Source organism: Agrobacterium sp. H141, assembly GCF_057158725.1.
In genome coordinates, this window is sequence record NZ_CM169893.1 from 3,174,895 (window position 1) to 3,194,893 (window position 19,999).

The following is a 19,999-nucleotide window of genomic DNA, read 5'->3' on the forward strand; positions in this document are numbered from 1 at the left end:
CGGACACATTTCTTTGACGATGCCTGAACCCTACCAAACCACCGTCACGCCGTCAAGGATTATTTTCCTATTTTGTGTTCGTGGCGTACAAAGGAGAAATGACATGGTTCGTCGGCATGACAGGTCGGACGGAGGAAGATGAGAGATCAAACGAGAATATCTACAGGCGCTAGGCACCGCGCTTCGCCTTGATTGCGTTTCTTTTATCGTATCGAACGCGGTTAGCAGATGGGAGCGCAGGCACAAGATTTTTGGCAATGAGAAAGCGCAGAAGTTCTATTCCCGCGTCGTAAATAAATTTGGCGTCGGCTCTGATTGATTCGAGGGGTATGGGTTTCACGTCGACGCTGACGCGTGACCTTGCGTTGGTCCGGACTTGAAATACCTCACCTGTCTTTTCATCGATGCACCAAAGGTTATGTGCGATCTTGTTGCGCCTTTTCGCCGCCTCTCCCACGTCGTCCAACAGACGGTCAAACTCTGCAATGTCTTCTAGATCATCAAATTGGATATCCGTCAGAGATTTCAGTACGCTCTCTCGGAGAGGTGCCGCCATGTGCGTGGTAACGGCCCATCCAATTTCTCCATCTACTCCTAGGAGACCGGCAATCGCGATTTGGACGTTATCTTCCGTTTGTGCGTAACATGCGCAAGCAAGGCCAATAGCCTCTAGGTAATCCTTTGGGATATTCCTCGGGTCGAAATCGAGATTGCGGAATTTCTTATCCATGCCTGGTTCCGATAAAAACATTTACGACAGGAAAGGCTGCGAGGTTTACAGGCGCACGCTGAAAACCCCGGTTGATACGAGAAAATCAGAAGACACGGCTAGCGATAAAAACAAAAAAGACTCGCGCAATAAGTGATTTTATAGTTCAATTGCCGAATGAGAGAAGATGCTCCACCGCTGCCTGTCATTCATACGATCCCCAGATCACTTATAGAGCAGTGGACGAAATTTTCTCCCGATGATGACGTTGAAATCAGACTTACCAAAGCCGATATCGATAATTTGTTTTTCTCCATTAATGGGGTTATCTCCTCTTTGGGTTCTATCCAAGAAGCGTTGATCGCCTACAGTAACGGCAATATTGATCATGCTAATGTTCTTATGGATACATCTAAAAGGAATAATCTTGAAGCGTTGAATTATGTCCGGTCTCTTATGAGTTCCTTAATTGCCAGTGCAATTCAAAACAGGAACGAGTAGACATGAATGCCTCAATTCCTGATAAAAATGATTATGAGAAATCTAACGTCAGTGATGCGTTTATGGAGAGACTTGGCAACAGTGGATTTGCCGAAACCGGCCCCATAACTAGCGGCGGAGGCGGAGGTGATGGAATGGACGAACTCAGAGCTAGGGTGTCAAAAATAGAAGCATACACGGACACGATCCGCGAAGATGTATCTTCTATCAAGCCTGATCTTAAAAACGTGCGTGAGCGGTTTGAGCGACTAGAAGTCAATGTCAGCCATCTGCCGTCTAAGGGCTATATAAACACAGTAGTTATTGCTACAATCGTGTTAATCGGTGCCTTCATTACCTTTCAAGGGCAGATCCAAACCCTTTTTGGGGTGTTTCCCTCTATTCCAAAATAGGTGCCCTGACTTCTGCTCAGGCATTGCCGGTCTCACCAATCCGCCGATCGGTAAGGCGCTTGTCGCGAACGTTACGAAGCAATCCTTCGGCGCGTTCGGTGTCGCTAATCTATCGCGCGCCCTACGAACGGCAACCCCAGACCATCCCCCTACCGCGCCGTCACCACGCCCAAATCATCCGGACGCATCGCTGCATCCTGCTTTGGTTTGTCCGGCCGCAGCAGATGCAGTGCCTCCACCTCGCGCACGGTCAGCCGGGGTGTGATGTCGTGGCAGGCGGGGACGGTTTCGTCGACGAGGATCGAGACCACCGAGAGCTTGGAGCCGGGGTCGCAATAGAGTTCGCTCACCCCGTCGGGCACGCATTGGGAAATCAGTTCGCGACCGCCCGGCAGGGCGCGGCGGACGAAATTCTCGCGGCTCTTCCAGTCCGGCGTGTGGGCGGTATAGACGTCATGGCATTGCGCCATGCTGGAGATCGTCTTTTCGTAGAAGAACAGATTGCCGTCATCGCCCCAGGAGGCACCGGCACTCACCGTCCACAGTCCGAGTGTTATCAGCATGGTTGGCCGCATCGAATCACCCCCTCGATCGATGCAACCCTAGCGTTAATCCGGCATGCAAAACAGCATTGTTTTCAAATGATCTTCGCAAGATCTTGCCAGATAATTCAGGTAGTATACAACCAAACCGGCCTGCCGGCCGATCCGCACGGCACTATCTGCTTCGCGGCGATGGGATCCGGAACCTGTCCTCAAGTCAGTGTCTTGCTGCCACGGGCGTATAGCCGGCTCCGGCAATCGCCGCCCTTGCCATGGCGGCATCGCTGATTTGTAAGGATTGCCAATATGGATTAGCTGGTCGGGACAAACATTTCTTGCTTACCCGTAGAAGGATTTGGCCGACGCGAACGTAAATCCCGATACTACCCTACCATCCATACGAACCTTGTATATCAGGCGCGAGTTTGGAAAAAGCGCTATCCGTTCGGCAAATAACCTACTTGGCCGGCTTCTCCTTTTACGGCTTGGATTTCCCCTTAGCCGATTCCTGTTTAGGCTTCGGTGGGGTCGAGAGGGGGCAGAATTATGCGTCGTCGCGGCGCTTCTCAACATTTCGCGTTGACTCGGTGTCGTCACCGGACATTTCAGACCGATCTCCTCAGAAAAGCATCACACCAATCCGCGTACGCAACGACTGACCAGCGAACTAGTTTCGGCAGCGTCTTCAGGTTGACTTGCATCATTAACCCATCGACCATGGTCACGTTAGTCCCGCACGGAAACGCTACGTTTAGGTTCTCATCCGCTATCCCGTTGTTATGCACAAGCGCATTCCGCACCTTGGAAAGGCAATCCCAACGCACCTTTGCGACTCTATCGATAAGGCCGACCCCGTGCGATTTACCCATCAACCCTGTTAAATACTGGCGTCTACTGAAATCCACCTGTAGAACTGAAGGATGGCGCTTGGTAGCCTCCTTCACCGAAAATTCAATACTAGACAGACAGAATATAAACAGAGATTTACCAGCAGAAATCACCCGCTGAGCGTTCTCTTCACGTGATTTTTCAAGTGCCGGGCCTACTGGACGGATAATCTCACCCCAAAGATTATTGTACCAATCGAGTTGCTCTAAGGTAAATGTAGTCCAATTATAGCACATACCTAGTCCGCCAACCGGCGGCTCGTGCTCTGGAACAGAGTGCTCCGATGAGAGCCATGTTGCCTTTGAATGACAGTCATCTCTGATCTGCCACATCTCCTTGAGAACGTCGTCCACGTCCTGCCCCCAATGTAGCGCCATGGGGCGGCAATTTCACATATCCGCACCCGCTCCATGAAAGAATAAGTGCTATGGAGCGCATACTCAATTGATATCGTATCGATGAGTCCGAGTAGTTTGGTCACGCCAGCGTCGAGCATCTGCTGCGTAACCTCTACCTCGCACTACACTATCGTCTGTTTTTCAACTATAGGAACTTCCCTAGTTCCGTGACGTAATTGCCTTCTTGTCAAAGCCTAAATAGGCGAATCGGTCACTTTTGCCACAAACAAAAGCAGGATTAACTTCCTAATTTGTAACGACCACGCCCAAATCATCGCGCAGCATGGTTGGCCGCATCGAATCACCCCCGCTCGATCGATGCAACCCTAGCGTTAATCCGGCGTGCAAGACAGCATTGTTTTCAAACGATCTTCGCAAGATCTTGCCAGGTAATTCAGGTAGTATACAACCAAACCGGCCTGCCGGCCGATCCGCACGGCACTATCTGCTTCGCGGCGATGGGATCCGGAACCTGTCCTCAAGTCAGTGTCTTGCCGCCACGGGCGTATAGCCGGCTCCGGCAATCGCCGCCCTTGCCATGGCGGCATCGCAGGCAACGCTTACGGTCTGGCCGGTAAGATCCACGTCGACGGCGGCGTCCGGCAGGGCCTTGCTCAAGGCCTGGCGAATGGTCTTTTCGCAATGGCCACAGCTCATGTCTTCGACATGAAAGATCGTCTTTTCGCTCATCGGTCCGTTCTTTTTGAATTGGCAAAGCTTGGCGCAGTCATGCGCCTTGCCTTTGCTGGAAGGTCAAGCCATTGCCGGTAGACAGGACACCGTGTCGCAGGCCAGGCGTGGCTTCAGCCATCACGCCTGCTGCCTCGTCTTCGGCTTCGCCTGCCGGCCACTGTCTTCGCCCCCACCCAGCTCGGCCAGGATGGGGCAATGCGGGCGATTATTGCCCTGGCAGCAATCCGCCAGATCCTTCAGCTGGGTCACCATGTCCTGCATGGCGGCGATCTTGTCTTCCATCTCGCGGATATGGGCCGTCGCCAGCGCCTTCACTTCCACGCTCGCCCGGTCCTTGTCATCCCACAGTTTCAGCAGCTGCTCGGTCTCGGCCAGCGAAAAACCCAGCATGCGCGAGCGCTTGACGAAGCGCAGCCGGTTCACCTCGTCGGTGCCATAGATGCGGTAATTGGAATCGGTGCGATGCGCCGGGCGCACCAGGCCGATTTCCTCATAATAGCGGATCATCTTGGCCGAGATTCCCGATGCCTCTGCCGCTTGCCCGATATTCATGCAGACTTCTCCTGTGTCGATCCCCCGATGGAGCTCACGCCGGCTCGCTTCAGTCTCAGTGCATTGGTCACGACAAACACGCTGGATAATCCCATGGCGCCGGCCCCGATCATCGGTGACAACAGCACGCCATAGGCGGGATACAAAAAGCCAGCCGCAACCGGGATAAGCAAGATATTGTAGCCGAAGGCCCAGAAAAGGTTTTGCCTGATATTGCGCATCACCGCCCGGCCGATCTCGACGGCATGGACGGCGCCGGCCAGATCGCCGCTTGAGAGAACCGTATCGGCGCTCTCGATCGCCACATCCGTGCCCGTGCCGATGGCAATGCCGGTATCGGCTGCCGCCAGTGCCGGCGCATCGTTCATGCCGTCGCCGACAAAGGCCACCGTCCGGCCCCTGGCCTTCATCGCCTTGATGGCCTCCACCTTGCCCTCGGGCAACAGGTCGGCTGCCACCGTGTCGATGCCGGCAAGGCCTGCAATCGCATTGGCGGTTTTCAGATTGTCACCGGTTGCCATCACCACCGTCAGTCCCAGACGTTTCAAAGCCTCAACGGCATCAACGCTGTCGGCCTTCAAGGGATCCGCAATGGCGAGAACGGCTGCCACTTTTCCGTCAATCGCCAGAAACACCGTCGTCTTGCCCTCAGAGGCCAGGCGATCGACAGCAGCATCCAGCGTTTCGGCGCGCTTGTCCGTGGCGATATCGACGCTTTCGCCATAACCGAGCTTGTCCATATAGCGCCTCGCGCCGATCTCCACCCGGCGGCCATCCACGGTGGCGGCAATGCCGTAGCCGGTCACCGCTTCCAGCCCCTCGGCCTTGAGCAGCGTGAGGGCGCGGGCCTCGGCTGCCCGCACCACCGCCTCGCCCAGCGGGTGTTCCGAGCGCGCTTCCACGCTTGCCGCCAGCATCAGGCAGCCGGCCTCGTCCAGGCCCCGTGCGGTCAGAATATCGGTCAGCTCCGGTTTGCCCTTGGTCAGCGTCCCGGTCTTGTCCAGTACGATCGTGTCGATCTCAAAGAGCCGCTGCATGGCCTCGCCTTTTCGAAACAGAACTCCCAGTTCGGCGGCACGGCCGGTGCCCACCATGATCGACACCGGTGTCGCCAGTCCCATGGCGCAGGGGCAGGCAATGATCAGCACCGCCACCGCATTGACCAGCGCATAGGAAAGCGATGGCTCCGGCCCCAGCCACAGCCAGACCGCGAAGGTCAGCGCCGATGCTGCCATCACCGCCGGCACAAACCAGCCGGTCACCTTGTCGATGGTGGCCTGGATCGGCAGCTTTGCCCCTTGCGCTTCCCCGACCATGCGGATGATCTGCGACAACATCATGTCGGCGCCAACCTTGTCGACGCGGTAGCGGAACGTGCCATTGCCGTTGATCGTGCCGCCGATCACCCCGGCACCTTCGGTTTTCTCCACCGGCACCGGCTCGCCCGAAATCATCGCCTCGTCCACGTGGGAATGGCCGTCGACCACGGTTCCATCCACCGGCAGACGCTCACCCGGACGGATCAGCACGATATCGCCGACCGCCACATCATCCACGGCCACGTCCCGGACCGCTCCGTCGCGCTCCACCCGCGCCGTCTTCGGCGCAAGGGCAGACAATTTGGCAATCGCCTCGCCGGTGCGGCCCTTGGCACGTGCCTCAAACAGGCGGCCGAGCAGGATCAGGGTCACGATCACCACGGCTGCCTCGTAATAGACGTGACGCGCCTCGGGCGGCAAAATACCCGGCGCAAAAGTGGCCACCAGCGAATAGAGGTAGGCAGCCCCCGCCCCCAGGGCGACCAGCGAATTCATCTCCGGCCCGCCGCGCAAGAGCGCCGGCACGCCAATGACAAAGAAGCGCCGGCCCGGTCCGGCCAGCACAACCGTGGCCAGCACCGCCTGGCTCACGTTCAGCCAGAATGCGGGCACCATGCCGATTAGCCAATGATGGAATGGCGGATAGATATGACCGCCCATTTCCATGATGAAGACGGGGATCGTCAGCACAAGCGCTGCCCAGAAATCGCGTGCCAGGCCACGGATCTCCTCGGCGCGCTTTTCCTCGCGGCTTTCGCCTGTGCCTGCCGATTTCGCCCTGGCGTCATAGCCGGCCTTTTTCACCGCCTCGATCAGCGCCGGTACCTGATCCTTGCCGCCGATCGCCGATACGGTTGCGATATTATTGGCAAGGTTCACCGATGCGGCGGCGACGGAGGGCAGAGCGGCCAGCGCCTTTTCCACCCGCGCCACGCAGGAGGCGCAGGTCATGCCGTCGATCTCCAGTTCCACCGTCTCCGGCTTCACTGCATAGCCGGCCTGTTCGACCGCGGCGATCAGGGCCTTGGCTGAAAACCCCTCACCCGGCGTCACCGTCAATGTCTCGCCGGCATAATTCACCGCGCTGGCCGATACGCCATCCACATTGCCGGCGGCCTGCTCGACGCGGCGTACGCAGGACGCACAGCTCATGCCCGTCACCGGCAAGGTGATCGGCTGGAACTCGGATGTTGGCTTTGCTTGATCAGTCATCTTGTGCACCTCATGCACAGTAGATGGAGCTTCCCATCATGGGAAGGTCAAGGGGCAGGCCTGAAAACGGAATACGCCCGAAGGGCAGCCGCTGCCCGACGATCCGGTCCGGCTCTTACGGGGTGTCGATCAGGAGGCTTCAGCCATATCCCATGTCGGCGTTTGATAGAGCGCCAGAAGATCCGCTGCCGATTGCGGCTTGCCAAAGAAATAGCCCTGCCCCTGCTGGCAGCCGGCAAGCCTCAGCAGGTGCCATTCGTCGCGGGTTTCGATGCCTTCCGCCACAACCTTGAGACCGAGACCATTGCTCATCGACATGATGGTCTGGACGATGGTCAGGCTCGTCTGATCGGACACGATCTTGCGCACGAATGACTGGTCGATCTTCAGCTTGTCGAGCGGAAAGCCCGCGACATAGCTCAGCGACGAATAGCCGGTGCCGAAATCGTCCAGCGCGATGGTGACGCCGAGTTCGCGCAGCGCAGTCACCGTCTCGACAATGCGTTCCCGGCCGTCGATGAAAGCCGTCTCGGTGATTTCCAGATGCAGCCGTTGCGGGGCAAGCCCGCTTGCCTGAAGCGCCGCCACGACAGTGCGGAAAAAATCGCCCTTTTGAATCTGTACAGGCGATACATTGACCGCAATCGTCAGGGCATCCGGCCAGCGGGCGGCCTCGCGGCAGGCTTCGTTCAGCACCCATTCGCCCAGTTCGCAGATGAAGCCGTTGGCCTCGGCAATCTCGATGAAATCGACCGGCGAGATGGGGCCAAGTTCACGGTTCTGCCACCGGATCAGCGCTTCGGCACCGGTCATGACCGCGCTCTTCAGGTCTACCTGCGGCTGGTACAGCAGATAAAATTCGCCTCTTTCGAAAGCCGGGTGCAATTCCCGTTCCAGCTGGCGGGCGCGGTTTCGCCGGTCAGCGGATGCGGTGTCATAGGTCCGCCAGGCCGATCCTGTTTCGCCCTTGGCATCGTGCAGCGCATGCTCGCAACAGGCAATGGAGCGTGCCGCATCGATCTCGTTGCTGATACGGGCGCAAAGGCCGAGCCGGACGGCCGCCTGCAATCTGGAACCGCCAAGCTCGAATGGCCGTTTGAAAACATCCAGAAGCCGCTCGGCGAACTGCGCCTCATTGAAACCGTCGCGCATGGGCAGGGCCAGACAGAACACATCGCCGCCCAAACGTCCCACCAGCCCGTCGACGGCATCGCGCTCGAGCCTTGCAGCGACCGCCTTCAGCAGCTGGTCACCGCGATCGCGACCGAGCGCTGAATTGACATTGGCGAAGCGATGAAGATCGAGCACCGCGACATGGCAGGGCTCTGTCACGTCATCGAGGCGACGGATAAACTCGCGGCCGTTCAACAAACCGGTCAGGTCGTCATAACGCGACAGCCGCTCCAGCCTGTCCTGATAGAGTTGATGCGCGGTGACATCGCGAATGATCAGGCATCCGACAAAGCCCTTGTCGCTTTCGATACCGTCGTCATTCTTCGTTTCGATCGGCGAGACCGTAATCGTCGCCTCCAGATGCCGGGCCTGCTCCAATTGCGGGAGGGCAAAGTCGACCGTCAGCGAATGGACTTTTCCGGGGTTCACAGCGTAGCGGCTGACCAGCCCCGCGACCGGGGTCATCAGCGCCACGGGCAAAAACAGATCGAGCGGCACGCCGCGACCATTGGCCGGTGCCAGACCCAATAGCGGCCTGACAGACTTGCTTTCCTCGATCACCCGCATCCCGTTGTCGAAGGCAATCACCCCGTCCGTGCTGTCGGTGACAATCCGTTTCAGCAAACGGCGGGTGTTGCGGTGCTCGGACTTGGCGATGTCTAGCAACAGCGCGGCAAAGTCGACTTTCTCATTCATCAGCATGAACAGGCCGAGGCCCAGCATGGTCCACCAGGTGGTGGTGTGGAGCAGCACGTCGTTGTCACGCTGCAACAGATAGGCACCGGCTTCGCCGACCACGAAGAGGACGACAGACACCGCCATCACGGGAACAAGGCGGCGCTTGCGCAACAGAAGAACCATCGCGGCAATGATCGCAGCCAGGAACAGGTCGATCTGCAATTGCGGTGCGGGCTCGAGCAACCGGCCCTGCAACAGGGTCTCCGCCGCGATGATATGCAGCATCGGTCCAGGCATCAGCCCATAGACCGGCACCGGAAAGATATCTTTCAGTTCGGTGGCATAGGCGCCGACGACGACGGCACGTCCATTGATTTCGTTTGCGCCGACGCTTCCATCCAGGACGGACGACAGCGAGTAGGTCGGCACGGTCGCCGGATCGATGGAAAAGTCGATCGGAAGGGGTCCCGTCACCCGATCGCTGCGGGCAAGCACCACCGGTGCGGACTGGGTGGGGGTCCCGTCGACATCACCGCCCACCAGGAAGGACCGCACCGCGCCATCGGGGTCGGCAATCACATTGGCAAAGGCAAGCCAGGCATTGTCCGCCAGTTCTGCGACGGGCCGTGTGAGGACCGTGTCAGAGGCGGCATCGGCTGTTTTCAGTTGGCGAAAGACCGGCAGGATCACGGAACCGCCGGCATCGGCCAATGCCTTTGCAAGCCGTTTGTCCTCGCTCGGTGACGATGGCGTGCTGAAATCGACATCGATGAAGAGATCGGCAGCGCCGGCAGCGGTCAATTTGTCGATGACACTGGCATAGACGCTGCGCGGCCAGGGCCAGACGCCGATATCGTCGAGGCTTTTCTTGTCGATGGCAATGAAGACCATGCTGCCGGAGGCCGCACGCGGTGCAGCCTGAAACCGCAGGGCAATCAGTTCGTCATCGATCTGATGGATAAGGCGTGTGTTCGCCCCGAGAACCGGCATCAGCAACACGCAAAGGATCAATGCGATCCTCACGATATGCGTGCCCACTCTCTGCCCACCGGTCTTCTTCATGCGCGGTGGGGACCATGCCCGCCGCATTGCAGTTCACGTGCCATGACGGACTTATCTCTTCTTGTAATGGCCATGCGCATGACCCCTGCCGTTATTGCCCTTGCCGCTGTTGCCGTTGCTGCTGCTGCTATTGCTATTGCTATTGCTATTGCCGCTGTTGCCGGCACTGCCGGACTTGTTCGACTGTCCAGAATTTGCCGATGAACTGGACGACGCCGATTTTCCATTGTTGCCGGATTTGGCCGAGGATGCCTTGGCGCTGGCGTTTTCATTGACATTGCCTGCCTTGGCGCTGGAGCTGGAGCTGGCGGCTGCAGCTTGCGAGGAAGATGTCGAGGTGGTGCTGGAGAGCTGTTCGATGGCATCCGTGCTAACGACCGCACGACCGGCGGCGGCAGCCGACACGGTTTTCACGCTGGGTGCCGATGCGGCACCTTGGGCAGCAACGGACATGCCGCGCCTGACATTCACGCTTGCCCTTTGGCCTGCACCGACATTGGCGCGCTGGCGACTGGCAAACGAGGTAACCTGGACCAGACCGCGATCCACGGACACGGATGCCGTGGTTCGACCGACCGCAACATGAAAGATCGTGCCCTTGACCACGGCGGCCAGATGCGGGGTCTGCACCGTGGTATGCGGCAAGATACGCTTTTCGATTTCCAGATCGAGCGTGCCTTTCTGCTGGGTGACCACGGTCTTGCGGAAAATGAAGAAGCCCTTGGTGACGATGGCAGCGCGGGTATTGGGCTGAAACGCGATGGTTTCCACGCCACGCACAAGCTGCACACGGCCGCGCGAACCGGTGGAAATCCACGCCGCATTCGGCACCACTTCACCGCTTTTCAACGGCGTCCAGGTCTCTGTGTCCAGAGAATAGGTGACCTGGCTGGTGGCTTTGGCCACAACCCAGTCATTTCCGCCGGCCACTGCTATAGCGGGTACCAGCATCAAAACAGCAATACAAATCGCCCTGAACGCACTCAACATGTCAAATCCCCGAATTCAGCGCTAAATTAGGCACAGGCGTATTAACATCGCCTTTCTCAAGAGCGGAAACTTGTAGATGTCCTGCCGTTTGTCAGGGGTTTCCGGCAAATAAGACGCATACGAATATATTTCCTCCTCCGCCCGGTGCCGATGGGCCGCTTGCGCCTTTGCCGTGCCGCAGCTGAAGGACACGCAGTGTTCACAATCTCATGGCTTGGAACGGCGCGTGGTGCTTTCTACATTGTGCCCAACAGACGGCGGTTGCTTTGCCGTCACCTTCTTTTCCTCCCACATGGGTGAGACCTGATGAAAAATATTGGATTTCTGTCGTTCGGGCATTGGACGCCCTCCCCGCAATCCGGCACGCGCTCGGCTGGCGACACGCTTTTGCAATCGATCGATCTGGCCGTTGCCGCCGAAGAACTGGGCGCCGACGGGGCCTATTTCCGCGTGCACCATTTCGCCCGCCAGCTTGCCTCGCCCTTTCCGCTTCTGGCAGCCGTTGGCGCACGTACCAGCAAAATCGAGATCGGCACCGGCGTCATCGACATGCGCTATGAAAACCCGCTCTACATGGTGGAAGACGCAAGCGCTGCCGACCTCATCTCCAAAGGCCGGTTGCAGCTTGGCATCTCGCGCGGCTCACCGGAACAGGTGATCGAAGGCTGGCGACATTTCGGCTATCAGCCAAATGAGGGCGAAAGCGATGCCGATATGGGCCGCCGCCATGCGCAAGTCTTTTTCGAGGCGCTGAAGGGTGAAGGCTTTGCCAGGCCCAATCCGAACCCGATGTTCCCCAATCCTCCGGGCCTGCTGAGACTGGAACCGTATTCGGACGGACTGCGCGATCGCATCTGGTGGGGTGCCGGCTCCAATGCCACGGCCGTGTGGGCCGCCAAGCTCGGCATGAATCTGCAATCCTCGACGCTGAAGGACGATGAAACGGGCGAAGCCTTCCATATCCAGCAGGCCAAGCAGATCCGCGCCTATCGCGAAGCCTTTGCAGAGGCCGGCCACAGCCGCACGCCGCGCGTCTCCGTCAGCCGCAGCATCTTTGCGCTGACCGACGAGCGTGACTTTGCCTATTTCGGTCGCAGCAAGGATCAGGATTCGATCGGTTATCTCGACGCCAATACCCGCGCCATCTTCGGTCGCTCCTATGCCGCCGAACCGGACAGGCTGATCGAGGAATTGCGCAAGGACGAGGCGATTGCCGAAGCCGATACGCTGCTTCTGACCGTGCCCAACCAGCTGGGCGTCGATTACAATGCCCATGTGATCGAATCGATCCTGAAGCATGTGGCACCGGCCCTGGGCTGGCGCTAGGCGAGGAAGGCTCTGGCCACCGCACGGTCACCGTCGCAACCGCGAGAGGGCTTGCGACGGTTTTTCAGCCTTTGCTTGCATAAGCCTTGCGCCAGCTTTGATCGGTAAAACGCGAGGGTTGCTCATCATTGTCGCGGGGATCCTTGCGTGAACGTAAAACTGGCCACCACATCCGATTCACTGGAGCTTATCGCCTTCAAGCTCAACGATCAGTCGTTCTGCGTGAAGACCCGCTCGATCCGGGAAATTCGCGGATGGACGCCCGTGACCCCGCTCCCCCATGCGCCTTACGAGGTGCTGGGCGTGGTCAATCTGCGCGGAACCGTGATCCCGATCATCGATCTGGCGGTCAAGCTCGGCATGGCCGGCACCGTCGCGTCGGAGCGCAGCGCCATCATCGTCACCGATGTCAACAACATGACGCTCGGCCTGCTGGTCGAAGGCGTGTCGGATATCCTGACCGTGCCGGCCGAAAGCCTGCAGCCGGTGCCGCAGACCGCGATCCAGTCGGCCAAATTCGCCGAAGGCATCCTGTCGCATCAAGGCGCGATGATCTGCTTCCTCAATCTGGAAGAACTGTTTTCCTCCACCATCTCCCTGTCCGGCGGCGGTGGCGGTGGCGGAGACGCCGGCTGGCAGGAATTCTAAGGCCGTTCCAAACGCAGGCTTCGCATATCCCTTCCAATGAATGGTCAAGAGCTGGTCGCGAGGCCGGCTTTTTACCGTTGAAACACTCACTCGCAGTTGTCCGCGCGCAACGGTTTAATAAATATCTTTTTTAGGACGTATTGATACACTCCCCATCTGCTCTATCCTTCTATGATTACGTTATTTCATAGCAAGCTGGGGACCAGATCCTTGCCATCCATAAAATCCGTCTTCCTGACCGTTGTCGCCGTAGGGGTCGTCGCCGTTGCCGGCTTCGGCATCTATGCCTATCACGGCGCCATACCCGCCATGAGTGCCAGCGAGCGCCCGAGCTTCGACGCTGCCACGATCGAAAAGGGGCGCGTGCTGACGGCAGCCGGCTATTGTGCCAACTGTCATACGGCAAAGGGTGGTGAACCCTTTGCCGGAAATTACCCTATCGCGACCGGTTTTGGCACGATCTACGCATCCAATATTACACCCGATGCCGATACCGGTATCGGCAGCTGGTCGCCGGAGGCCTTCCGCCGCTCCATGCATGAGGGTGTGGACCGCAACGGTTCCCATCTCTTCCCGGCCTTCCCCTACGATCACTTCACCAAGATGGGCGACGACGATGTCGACGCGATCTATGCCTATCTGATGAGCGAGGTGAAGCCGGTCAACGAGGCGACCAAGGAGAACAGCATACCCTTCCCGCTCAATATCCGCTTCCTGCAGGCTGGCTGGAAGCTGCTGTTTGTCGATTTCGGACGCTATGAGCCGGATACGGCGAAGTCGGATGAATGGAACCGCGGCGCCTATCTCGCCGAAGGAATTGCCCATTGCGGCGCCTGCCACACGCCACGCAATGCCGTTGGCGCGGAAATCGCAAGCGAGCAATATGCCGGTGCTGCCATCGACAACTGGATTGCGCCAGCGCTGACCTCGGCCAATCCATCCGCCGTCCGCTGGACCGCATCCGAATATACGAAATACCTTGAAACCGGTGCCGGAACCTATCACGGCATTGCTGCCGGTCCCATGGGTCCGGTCGTCCATGCGGGTCTGCGCGAACTGCCGGACAGCGACCTCAAAGCCATCGGCACCTATCTCGCCGATGTGGCTGGAAACCCGGATACCGATCCGGCTGACAATCCGGTGGTCAAGGCAAGCCTGGAGGCCGGTCGTCCCGACCCGACCTATCGCAAGGATCTGGGCGAGCGGCTCTATGCCACCGCCTGTGCCGCCTGCCATTACAATGCCGAAAGCGTGCAGGAAGGGCGTCCCGATCTCGCCATCAATTCGGCAACGCGTCTCGACCAGCCCGACAACCTGATCCATGTCATGCTGGATGGCGTGAGCGCGGAAAACGGCACAAAGGGTGTTGTGATGCCGGCCTTCCGAACGGCACTTTCCGATGACGAAGTGGCGGCGATTGCCGCTTACCTGCGCGACAAGCGCGCCGATCTGCCCGCATGGAACGACCTTCCAAAGAAGGTCGCCGATATCCGTGCCCAGGCCGAGACCCACTGACAAGGACATGACCATGATCGAGTTCACAATCAACGGACGTCAAGTGCAGGTCGAGGCCGAGCCGGATACACCGCTTTTGTGGGTCATCCGTGACGAGGCCGGACTGACCGGCACCAAATTCGGCTGCGGCATCGGCATGTGCGGTGCCTGCACCGTGCATGTGGGGGGACGGGCAACACGCTCCTGCATCACTGCCGTTCAGGATGTCGCCGGCACCGAGATCACCACGATCGAGGGACTGGACGAAAACGGCAATCACCCGATCCAGCAGGTCTGGCGCGATCTGGCTGTGCCGCAATGCGGTTACTGCCAGTCCGGCCAGATCATGCAGGCGGCGGCCTTCCTGAAGGATATTCCCGACCCCAGCGACGACGATATCGATGCCGTGATGACCGGCAATCTCTGTCGTTGCATGACCTATGTGCGCATTCGCGCCGCCGTGCGCGAAGCCGCAGCGGCCATGAGAGGAGACATGTCCAATGGCTGATGATCCAAGAGTTGCCCTTCGCAAGCGCGACGGCGTCGAGCTCAGCCGCCGTGGCTTCCTGGTGTCCATGTGCGCAACCGGCGCACTGTTCGGCTTTCCCCGCATGGGCGCTGCCGCGATGAACCCGGAGGCTGCCGACGGCTCCCCCATCGAGGCCGTTGGAGCGCGCTATGAGCCGGCGATCTGGTACTGGATCGACAGCGAAGGCCGCGTCAATGTCAACATCATCCGCGCCGAAATGGGCCAGCATGTCGGCACCGCGATTGCCCGCATCCTGGCCGACGAGCTCGGTGCCAACTGGGACGATGTGCATATCGACCACGTCGATTCCGCTGCCAAATGGGGCCTGATGGTCACCGGCGGCAGTTGGTCGGTGTCGCAGAGCTGGCCGATCTACCGTCAGGCGGGTGCCGCCGGGCGTGTGGCGCTCAGCGAAAAGGCAGCGCAGATGTGGGGCATCGACGTCTCCGAGATCACTGTCTCCAACGGCATTGTCTCCGGTGGCGGCAAGACGGCAGGCTTTGGCGAACTGGTGGGCGACGGCATCAGCCGTTCGTTCAGCGAGGACGAGCTGAAGGCCCTGCCACTCAAGCCGGTGTCCGAACTGACCATGGTCGGCAAACAGGTCAAGGCACTCGACATTGCCGGCAAGACCACCGGTCAGGCAATCTTCGGCATCGATGCCAAGGTCGATGGCATGGTGCATGCCATGCCGATCATGCCGCCGACCCGCTATGGCTCCGAAATCACCAGCATCGACGACAGCGATGCAAAATCGGTCAAGGGCTATAGCCAGACCATCAAGATCGACGATCCCTCCGGCACCACGCAGGGCTGGGCCATGGTGATTGCCGACAGCCATTGGGCAGCGCAAAAGGCTGCCGACAAAATCAAGGTGGAATGGAGCGTCGGCAAGACCGCCAAGGTGAGCGAGGCCGAGATCCAGGACCATGCCCGCAAGCTGATTGCCGATGAGAGTGTCGGTTCGCTGCTCGACACCGGCAACCACGATGTCGATCCGGTCTTTGCCAAAGCCGCCGAGACGCTGGAATCGGAATATACCACCTCCACGGTGCTGCATTTCCAGCTGGAACCGCTCAATGCTCTGGCTTTCCAGAATGAAGACGGCATCTGGGAAATCCATACAGGCAACCAGTGGCAGTCGCTCGTTCTGCCCTGGTTGCAAAAGGCACTGGGCGTCGATGAAAACGGCGTGGTCATGCGCACCTATCTTCTGGGCGGTGGCTTTGGCCGCAGGCTCAATGGCGATTATGCCGTGCCGGTGGCGCTGGCCTCCAAGGCGCTGGGTGGCAAGCCGGTCAAGATGGTGATGACCAGACCGGACGACGCCATCTTCGACAGCCCACGTTCGCCCTCGGTGCAAAAGCTGCGGATGGCCTATGACGAGAACAAGACTGTGATCGCCATGGATTCCGCCTGGGCATCGGGCTGGCCAACCAAGGTCATGATCCCGGGCTTCATGCCCAAGGGTGTCAATGGCGAGCCTTACGATCCTTTCGCCAGCGACGGTGCCGATCACTGGTATGACGTGGGTGCCCAGCGCGCGCGCATCATTTCCAACGATCTGGCCGAAGCCACATTCCGGCCCGGCTGGCTGCGTTCGGTTTCACCCGGCTGGGTCAACTGGGGTCTGGAAAGCTTCATGCATGAGGCCGCACTGCAAGCGGGCAAGGACCCGGTGCAATTTCGTCTCGATCACCTGAAAGCGGAAGGCCGCAATGCCGGCTCCGCGCCAGTTGCCGTTGGCGGCGCATCGCGTCAGGCGAATGTATTGTCGCGGGTGGCCGAGCTTTCCGGCTATGGCAAGACCGAGCTCGAGGCCGATACCGCCATCGGCATTGCCACCACCTACGGCCAGTCGCGATCCATGCCCACCTGGGTGGCGGCCGCCGTCAAGCTGCATGTGGACCGCGAGACCGGCCATGTGGATGTGCAGAAGATCTGGCTCGTGGTGGATTGCGGCATTGCGGTCGATCCGGATGGTGCAAAGGCGCAGTGCGAGGGTGCTGCGCTCTGGGGCCTTTCGATGGCGCTTTACGAAGGCACCGAATTCGAAGACGGCAATGTGCGCGATCGCAATCTGGACGCCTATACCCCGCTTCGCATGATCGACACGCCTGACCTGACCGTCGAACTGGTCGATAGCAAGGAAGCCCCCGTCGGACTTGGCGAACCCGGCACCACGCCAATTGCGCCCGCCATCGGCAACGCCATCTTCGAGGCCGTCGGCGTCAGAATGCGCCACCTGCCGATCACCCCGGATGCCATTGTCGCTGCGCTGAAGGCGTGATTAGACACAGACAGCCAAGCCCCCGCCGGTTTTCGCTGGCGGGGGCTTTTTTGTGGCCGGTCCGTGGCGGTCGGGGAGCCGTTTCAGATCAGCGAACTGGCGGTCTGCCCCGGCATTTCTTTCCCTCCCTCCCCCCCCTGCATCGGGGAGGCGAACGAGCGGCCCTTTCTGCCTTCGTTAAAATTCTATTTATCTTTTACCGGTAATGTCTTGTTAGGAATTTCCTTTTCCGCGCTGACCGGCGGCCCGTCGGGGTGCGGCCTGTACTGCGTTAGGGAAACGATGCGTTCTTCTGTCATCACGGCTGTTATAGCCCTTGTGTTCCTGTCCGGCTGCACCTCCAGCGCCGGTCCGGAATCGGTGCTTTCCGTCACGTCCAGGGAGACCACCGGGTCTATTTCGCCGTCCGCCCCCATTCCCTCGGCACCGGTTGCCGGGACTTTGCAGACAGGCGAGCGGCTTGCGGCAAGCGATGAGAGCCCATCGGTCGAAGACGCACCGCATCCAACCGAGCTTGCCTTTGCCGGCTCGGGGGCGGATGTCCAGGTGTTCGAGGCTGCGATCGCACCGGGCGCGATTGCCGTTCCGCTGGAGCGGCCCGAGGGTCGCTCGCTTGGCCGGCCCAGGGTCTACAGCCAGCGTTTCAGCGATGCCAAGCCGATCAATTTCGGCAAGAAGTCGCCCTCCAAGCTTGCCGTGCACGGGGTCGATGTATCGCGCTGGCAGGGCGATATCGACTGGCATACGCTGCGCCGCCAGGGTGCCAATTTCGTCTATATCAAGGCCACCGATGGCGGCGATCATCTCGATCCGATGTTCAAGACCAACTGGCGCGGCGCCAAGGACGCCGGCGTGCGCCACGGGGCCTATCATTTCTTCTACTGGTGCCGCACGGCAAGCTCGCAGGCCGACTGGTTCATTCAGAACGTGCCGCGCGAGGCCAATGCCCTGCCGCCGGTAATCGATGTGGAATGGAACCACCAGTCGAGCTGCAAGAAGCGGCCGGACCGCGCCACGGTTCTGGAAAAGATGCGGGTGTTCATGGACCGGCTGGAGCGCCATTACGGCAAGCGTCCGGTGATCTACACCTCGCCCGATTTCTACGCCGACAATCTCCAGGGGGCGTTCAAGAGCCACCCCTTCTGGCTGCGCTCGGTGGCGGCCCACCCCTCCAAGGTCTATCCCGACCGGCGCTGGGTGCTGTGGCAATATTCCGGTTCCGGCCTGTCGCAGGGCGTCGACGAACGCATCGACCTCAATGTCTTCAACGGCAGCGTGGACGACTGGCACCGCTGGCTCTCGGACGGCGCCTGAGTGTTTCTGCCGCATCCGCACTCGCGTCCGCCCCGGTCTGGCGATGAGGATATCGGGCGTTAACGATATGCGGGCTTGCCCAAGAGCGCGCTTCAGACTGCCCTGATCTGCGCTGGATATTTGCCAAAGCGCAGATAGAAGGCGCGGCTGAAACTGGAGGCATGCTTGTAGCCCAAGCGGAAGGACAGCTCCTTGACGGAGATCTGGCTGGTCTGCAGCGCCTGGTAGGCATGATCGAGGCGGGCATTGCCCAGCGTCTTGAAAATGCTGGCGCCGAAGAGTTCCTGAAACACATGATCCAGTCGACGTTCGCTCATGCCAGCCGTTTCGGCCAGTTCCGTTGTTGTCGGCGGCAGTTGAAGATTCTGCAAAAGACGCTCATGCGCCTCCTTCGCGCACCTGACTTCATTCGAGGTAACGCTGCTATATTGCGCGTCTGCGCCACAAAGCTCGTGCAGGAACAGGGTGACCATCTGGATCGCCAGGCTCTCGAAGGCCAATGACCGCATAGGGTCTTCGTATTTATCCACCTGCAGGGCGAGCATGTGCATGAGGCTCGCGTTGAGGATGGGCGCCTGCAAGCTCTTGTCGATCGTATCTGCCGTAAACGGCAGCATCGCCTTGGGCAAACGTCCACCAAACCAGTTTGCCATTGTCTGGACCGCAACGAATGGAACGAAAGACCGGTTCAGCGTCGGCTCGGTAAAATCGTAGAGCGGTGCCCCCGGCACCAACCGCAAGGCCCGGGGCGCTCGACTGGCATCATAGGGCTCGGGACCGAGGTCCGGAATAATGATGCGCCCTTGCCCCTGGAATGTCAGCGGAATGAAAATCAGGGGCTGCACGACTTCCGTCGGCATCCTCGGCTCCATCACGCAGGGTTGGCGCACATCGACGCTGCCATCGACCCAGAACATCTTGCTGTCGGAGAATTGCCCCAAACGGGCGGTCACCGTCCTCGCGACTGTCTCGACAGTCACCGTCTTGTTGTTGCTCATCCACACAGCGGCCGGAGGTTCCTGTAACCACTCTATCAAAATGCACCGCCCAACGAATAAAACAAGTAATAATGAACAACCAATCAATTCAATATAAAGCAAAAACTGTCCGCACGGTAACAATTGTTCCGTTTTTGCTATGCATTTGTCATTCTTGACATGCGTTATCCTGTGGTCAGCTCGATCATGGTCTCCTAGAAATCTGAATACATTCGCAAGTTTCGCGCAAACGGGGCGCGATTTGGCGGATGCCATCGACGCATCCGATCCCTGGATCCAGCCGTGTCACGG

Annotated in this window: 17 protein-coding genes; 7 read left to right on the forward strand and 10 right to left on the reverse strand. The window is 59.2% G+C overall.

Annotated elements, in window-relative coordinates; translation table 11 throughout:
- Positions 1-169: 169 nt before the first annotated feature.
- Together ACWPM9_RS14865 and ACWPM9_RS14870 are read right to left on the reverse strand one after the other, a co-directional pair.
- A complete protein-coding gene (locus tag ACWPM9_RS14865) occupies positions 170-730 on the reverse strand; it encodes a hypothetical protein (RefSeq protein ID WP_484755623.1) in 561 nt (186 codons plus the stop codon).
- Between the two features lie 204 nt (positions 731-934).
- A complete protein-coding gene (locus ACWPM9_RS14870) occupies positions 935-1,099 on the reverse strand; it encodes a hypothetical protein (RefSeq protein WP_484755624.1) in 165 nt (54 codons plus the stop codon).
- A gap of 113 nt (positions 1,100-1,212) precedes the next feature.
- Here ACWPM9_RS14870 and ACWPM9_RS14875 point away from each other — a divergent pair, with 113 nt between their 5' ends.
- On the forward strand, positions 1,213-1,602 hold the full coding sequence (locus ACWPM9_RS14875) for a hypothetical protein (protein ID WP_484755625.1): 390 nt from the start codon (positions 1,213-1,215) through the stop codon (positions 1,600-1,602).
- Positions 1,603-1,751: 149 nt separating this feature from the next.
- Here the strand turns inward: ACWPM9_RS14875 and ACWPM9_RS14880 are convergent, their stop codons facing one another.
- From ACWPM9_RS14880 to ACWPM9_RS14910, 7 genes are all read right to left on the reverse strand, one after another.
- Positions 1,752-2,177 (reverse strand): hypothetical protein, encoded by a 426-nt coding sequence (locus tag ACWPM9_RS14880; protein WP_484755626.1) that lies wholly within the window; start codon positions 2,175-2,177, stop codon positions 1,752-1,754.
- A 572-nt stretch (positions 2,178-2,749) separates the two neighbouring features.
- Positions 2,750-3,385: a hypothetical protein gene (locus tag ACWPM9_RS14885; protein WP_484755627.1), complete on the reverse strand. Its 636-nt coding sequence runs from the start codon at positions 3,383-3,385 to the stop codon at positions 2,750-2,752.
- 528 nt (positions 3,386-3,913) lie between these two features.
- Positions 3,914-4,120, reverse strand: a complete 207-nt coding sequence (locus tag ACWPM9_RS14890) for a heavy-metal-associated domain-containing protein (RefSeq protein ID WP_484755628.1) — start codon at positions 4,118-4,120, stop codon at positions 3,914-3,916.
- Between the two features lie 120 nt (positions 4,121-4,240).
- Positions 4,241-4,675, reverse strand: a complete 435-nt coding sequence (gene cueR / locus ACWPM9_RS14895; RefSeq protein WP_484755629.1) for a Cu(I)-responsive transcriptional regulator — start codon at positions 4,673-4,675, stop codon at positions 4,241-4,243.
- Positions 4,672-7,206, reverse strand: coding sequence for a heavy metal translocating P-type ATPase (locus tag ACWPM9_RS14900; protein WP_484755630.1), 2,535 nt, complete (start codon positions 7,204-7,206; stop codon positions 4,672-4,674). The genes cueR and ACWPM9_RS14900 overlap by 4 nt, the downstream gene beginning before the upstream one ends.
- A 129-nt stretch (positions 7,207-7,335) precedes the next feature.
- Positions 7,336-10,119, reverse strand: a complete 2,784-nt coding sequence (locus ACWPM9_RS14905; RefSeq protein WP_484755631.1) for an EAL domain-containing protein — start codon at positions 10,117-10,119, stop codon at positions 7,336-7,338.
- A gap of 51 nt (positions 10,120-10,170) precedes the next feature.
- Positions 10,171-11,109, reverse strand: coding sequence for a FecR family protein (locus ACWPM9_RS14910; protein ID WP_484755632.1), 939 nt, complete (start codon positions 11,107-11,109; stop codon positions 10,171-10,173).
- A 306-nt stretch (positions 11,110-11,415) separates the two neighbouring features.
- Between ACWPM9_RS14910 and ACWPM9_RS14915 the strand changes: the two genes are divergently transcribed.
- The 6 genes from ACWPM9_RS14915 (at position 11,416) to ACWPM9_RS14940 (ending at position 18,710) form a co-directional block, all read left to right on the forward strand.
- Positions 11,416-12,435: an LLM class flavin-dependent oxidoreductase gene (locus tag ACWPM9_RS14915; protein ID WP_484755633.1), complete on the forward strand. Its 1,020-nt coding sequence runs from the start codon at positions 11,416-11,418 to the stop codon at positions 12,433-12,435.
- 147 nt (positions 12,436-12,582) lie between these two features.
- On the forward strand, positions 12,583-13,083 hold the full coding sequence (locus tag ACWPM9_RS14920; protein ID WP_484755634.1) for a chemotaxis protein CheW: 501 nt from the start codon (positions 12,583-12,585) through the stop codon (positions 13,081-13,083).
- A gap of 210 nt (positions 13,084-13,293) precedes the next feature.
- Entirely contained in the window at positions 13,294-14,598 is a 1,305-nt protein-coding gene (locus ACWPM9_RS14925) for a cytochrome c (protein WP_484755635.1), read from the forward strand.
- A gap of 13 nt (positions 14,599-14,611) precedes the next feature.
- A complete protein-coding gene (locus tag ACWPM9_RS14930; RefSeq protein WP_428185398.1) occupies positions 14,612-15,085 on the forward strand; it encodes a (2Fe-2S)-binding protein in 474 nt (157 codons plus the stop codon).
- A complete protein-coding gene (locus tag ACWPM9_RS14935; RefSeq protein ID WP_484755636.1) occupies positions 15,078-17,396 on the forward strand; it encodes a xanthine dehydrogenase family protein molybdopterin-binding subunit in 2,319 nt (772 codons plus the stop codon). The genes ACWPM9_RS14930 and ACWPM9_RS14935 overlap by 8 nt, the downstream gene beginning before the upstream one ends.
- Positions 17,397-17,678: 282 nt before the next feature.
- A complete protein-coding gene (locus ACWPM9_RS14940; protein ID WP_484755637.1) occupies positions 17,679-18,710 on the forward strand; it encodes a glycoside hydrolase family 25 protein in 1,032 nt (343 codons plus the stop codon).
- A gap of 92 nt (positions 18,711-18,802) precedes the next feature.
- Here ACWPM9_RS14940 and ACWPM9_RS14945 read toward each other — a convergent pair whose 3' ends face one another.
- Positions 18,803-19,708, reverse strand: coding sequence for a helix-turn-helix domain-containing protein (locus ACWPM9_RS14945; protein ID WP_484755638.1), 906 nt, complete (start codon positions 19,706-19,708; stop codon positions 18,803-18,805).
- Positions 19,709-19,999 lie beyond the last annotated feature (291 nt).

Bases quoted from the DNA above. Each gene is read 5' to 3' on its own strand.
- ACWPM9_RS14865 (WP_484755623.1), bottom strand. From the start codon at position 730: ATGGATAAGAAATTCCGCAATCTCGATTTCGACCCGAGGAATATCCCA.
- ACWPM9_RS14870 (WP_484755624.1), bottom strand. From the start codon at position 1,099: ATGATCAATATTGCCGTTACTGTAGGCGATCAACGCTTCTTGGATAGA.
- ACWPM9_RS14875 (WP_484755625.1), top strand. From the start codon at position 1,213: ATGAATGCCTCAATTCCTGATAAAAATGATTATGAGAAATCTAACGTC.
- ACWPM9_RS14880 (WP_484755626.1), bottom strand. From the start codon at position 2,177: ATGCGGCCAACCATGCTGATAACACTCGGACTGTGGACGGTGAGTGCC.
- ACWPM9_RS14890 (WP_484755628.1), bottom strand. From the start codon at position 4,120: ATGAGCGAAAAGACGATCTTTCATGTCGAAGACATGAGCTGTGGCCAT.
- cueR (WP_484755629.1), bottom strand. From the start codon at position 4,675: ATGAATATCGGGCAAGCGGCAGAGGCATCGGGAATCTCGGCCAAGATG.
- ACWPM9_RS14900 (WP_484755630.1), bottom strand. From the start codon at position 7,206: ATGACTGATCAAGCAAAGCCAACATCCGAGTTCCAGCCGATCACCTTG.
- ACWPM9_RS14905 (WP_484755631.1), bottom strand. From the start codon at position 10,119: ATGAAGAAGACCGGTGGGCAGAGAGTGGGCACGCATATCGTGAGGATC.
- ACWPM9_RS14910 (WP_484755632.1), bottom strand. From the start codon at position 11,109: ATGTTGAGTGCGTTCAGGGCGATTTGTATTGCTGTTTTGATGCTGGTA.
- ACWPM9_RS14915 (WP_484755633.1), top strand. From the start codon at position 11,416: ATGAAAAATATTGGATTTCTGTCGTTCGGGCATTGGACGCCCTCCCCG.
- ACWPM9_RS14930 (WP_428185398.1), top strand. From the start codon at position 14,612: ATGATCGAGTTCACAATCAACGGACGTCAAGTGCAGGTCGAGGCCGAG.
- ACWPM9_RS14935 (WP_484755636.1), top strand. From the start codon at position 15,078: ATGGCTGATGATCCAAGAGTTGCCCTTCGCAAGCGCGACGGCGTCGAG.
- ACWPM9_RS14940 (WP_484755637.1), top strand. From the start codon at position 17,679: ATGCGTTCTTCTGTCATCACGGCTGTTATAGCCCTTGTGTTCCTGTCC.
- ACWPM9_RS14945 (WP_484755638.1), bottom strand. From the start codon at position 19,708: ATGAGCAACAACAAGACGGTGACTGTCGAGACAGTCGCGAGGACGGTG.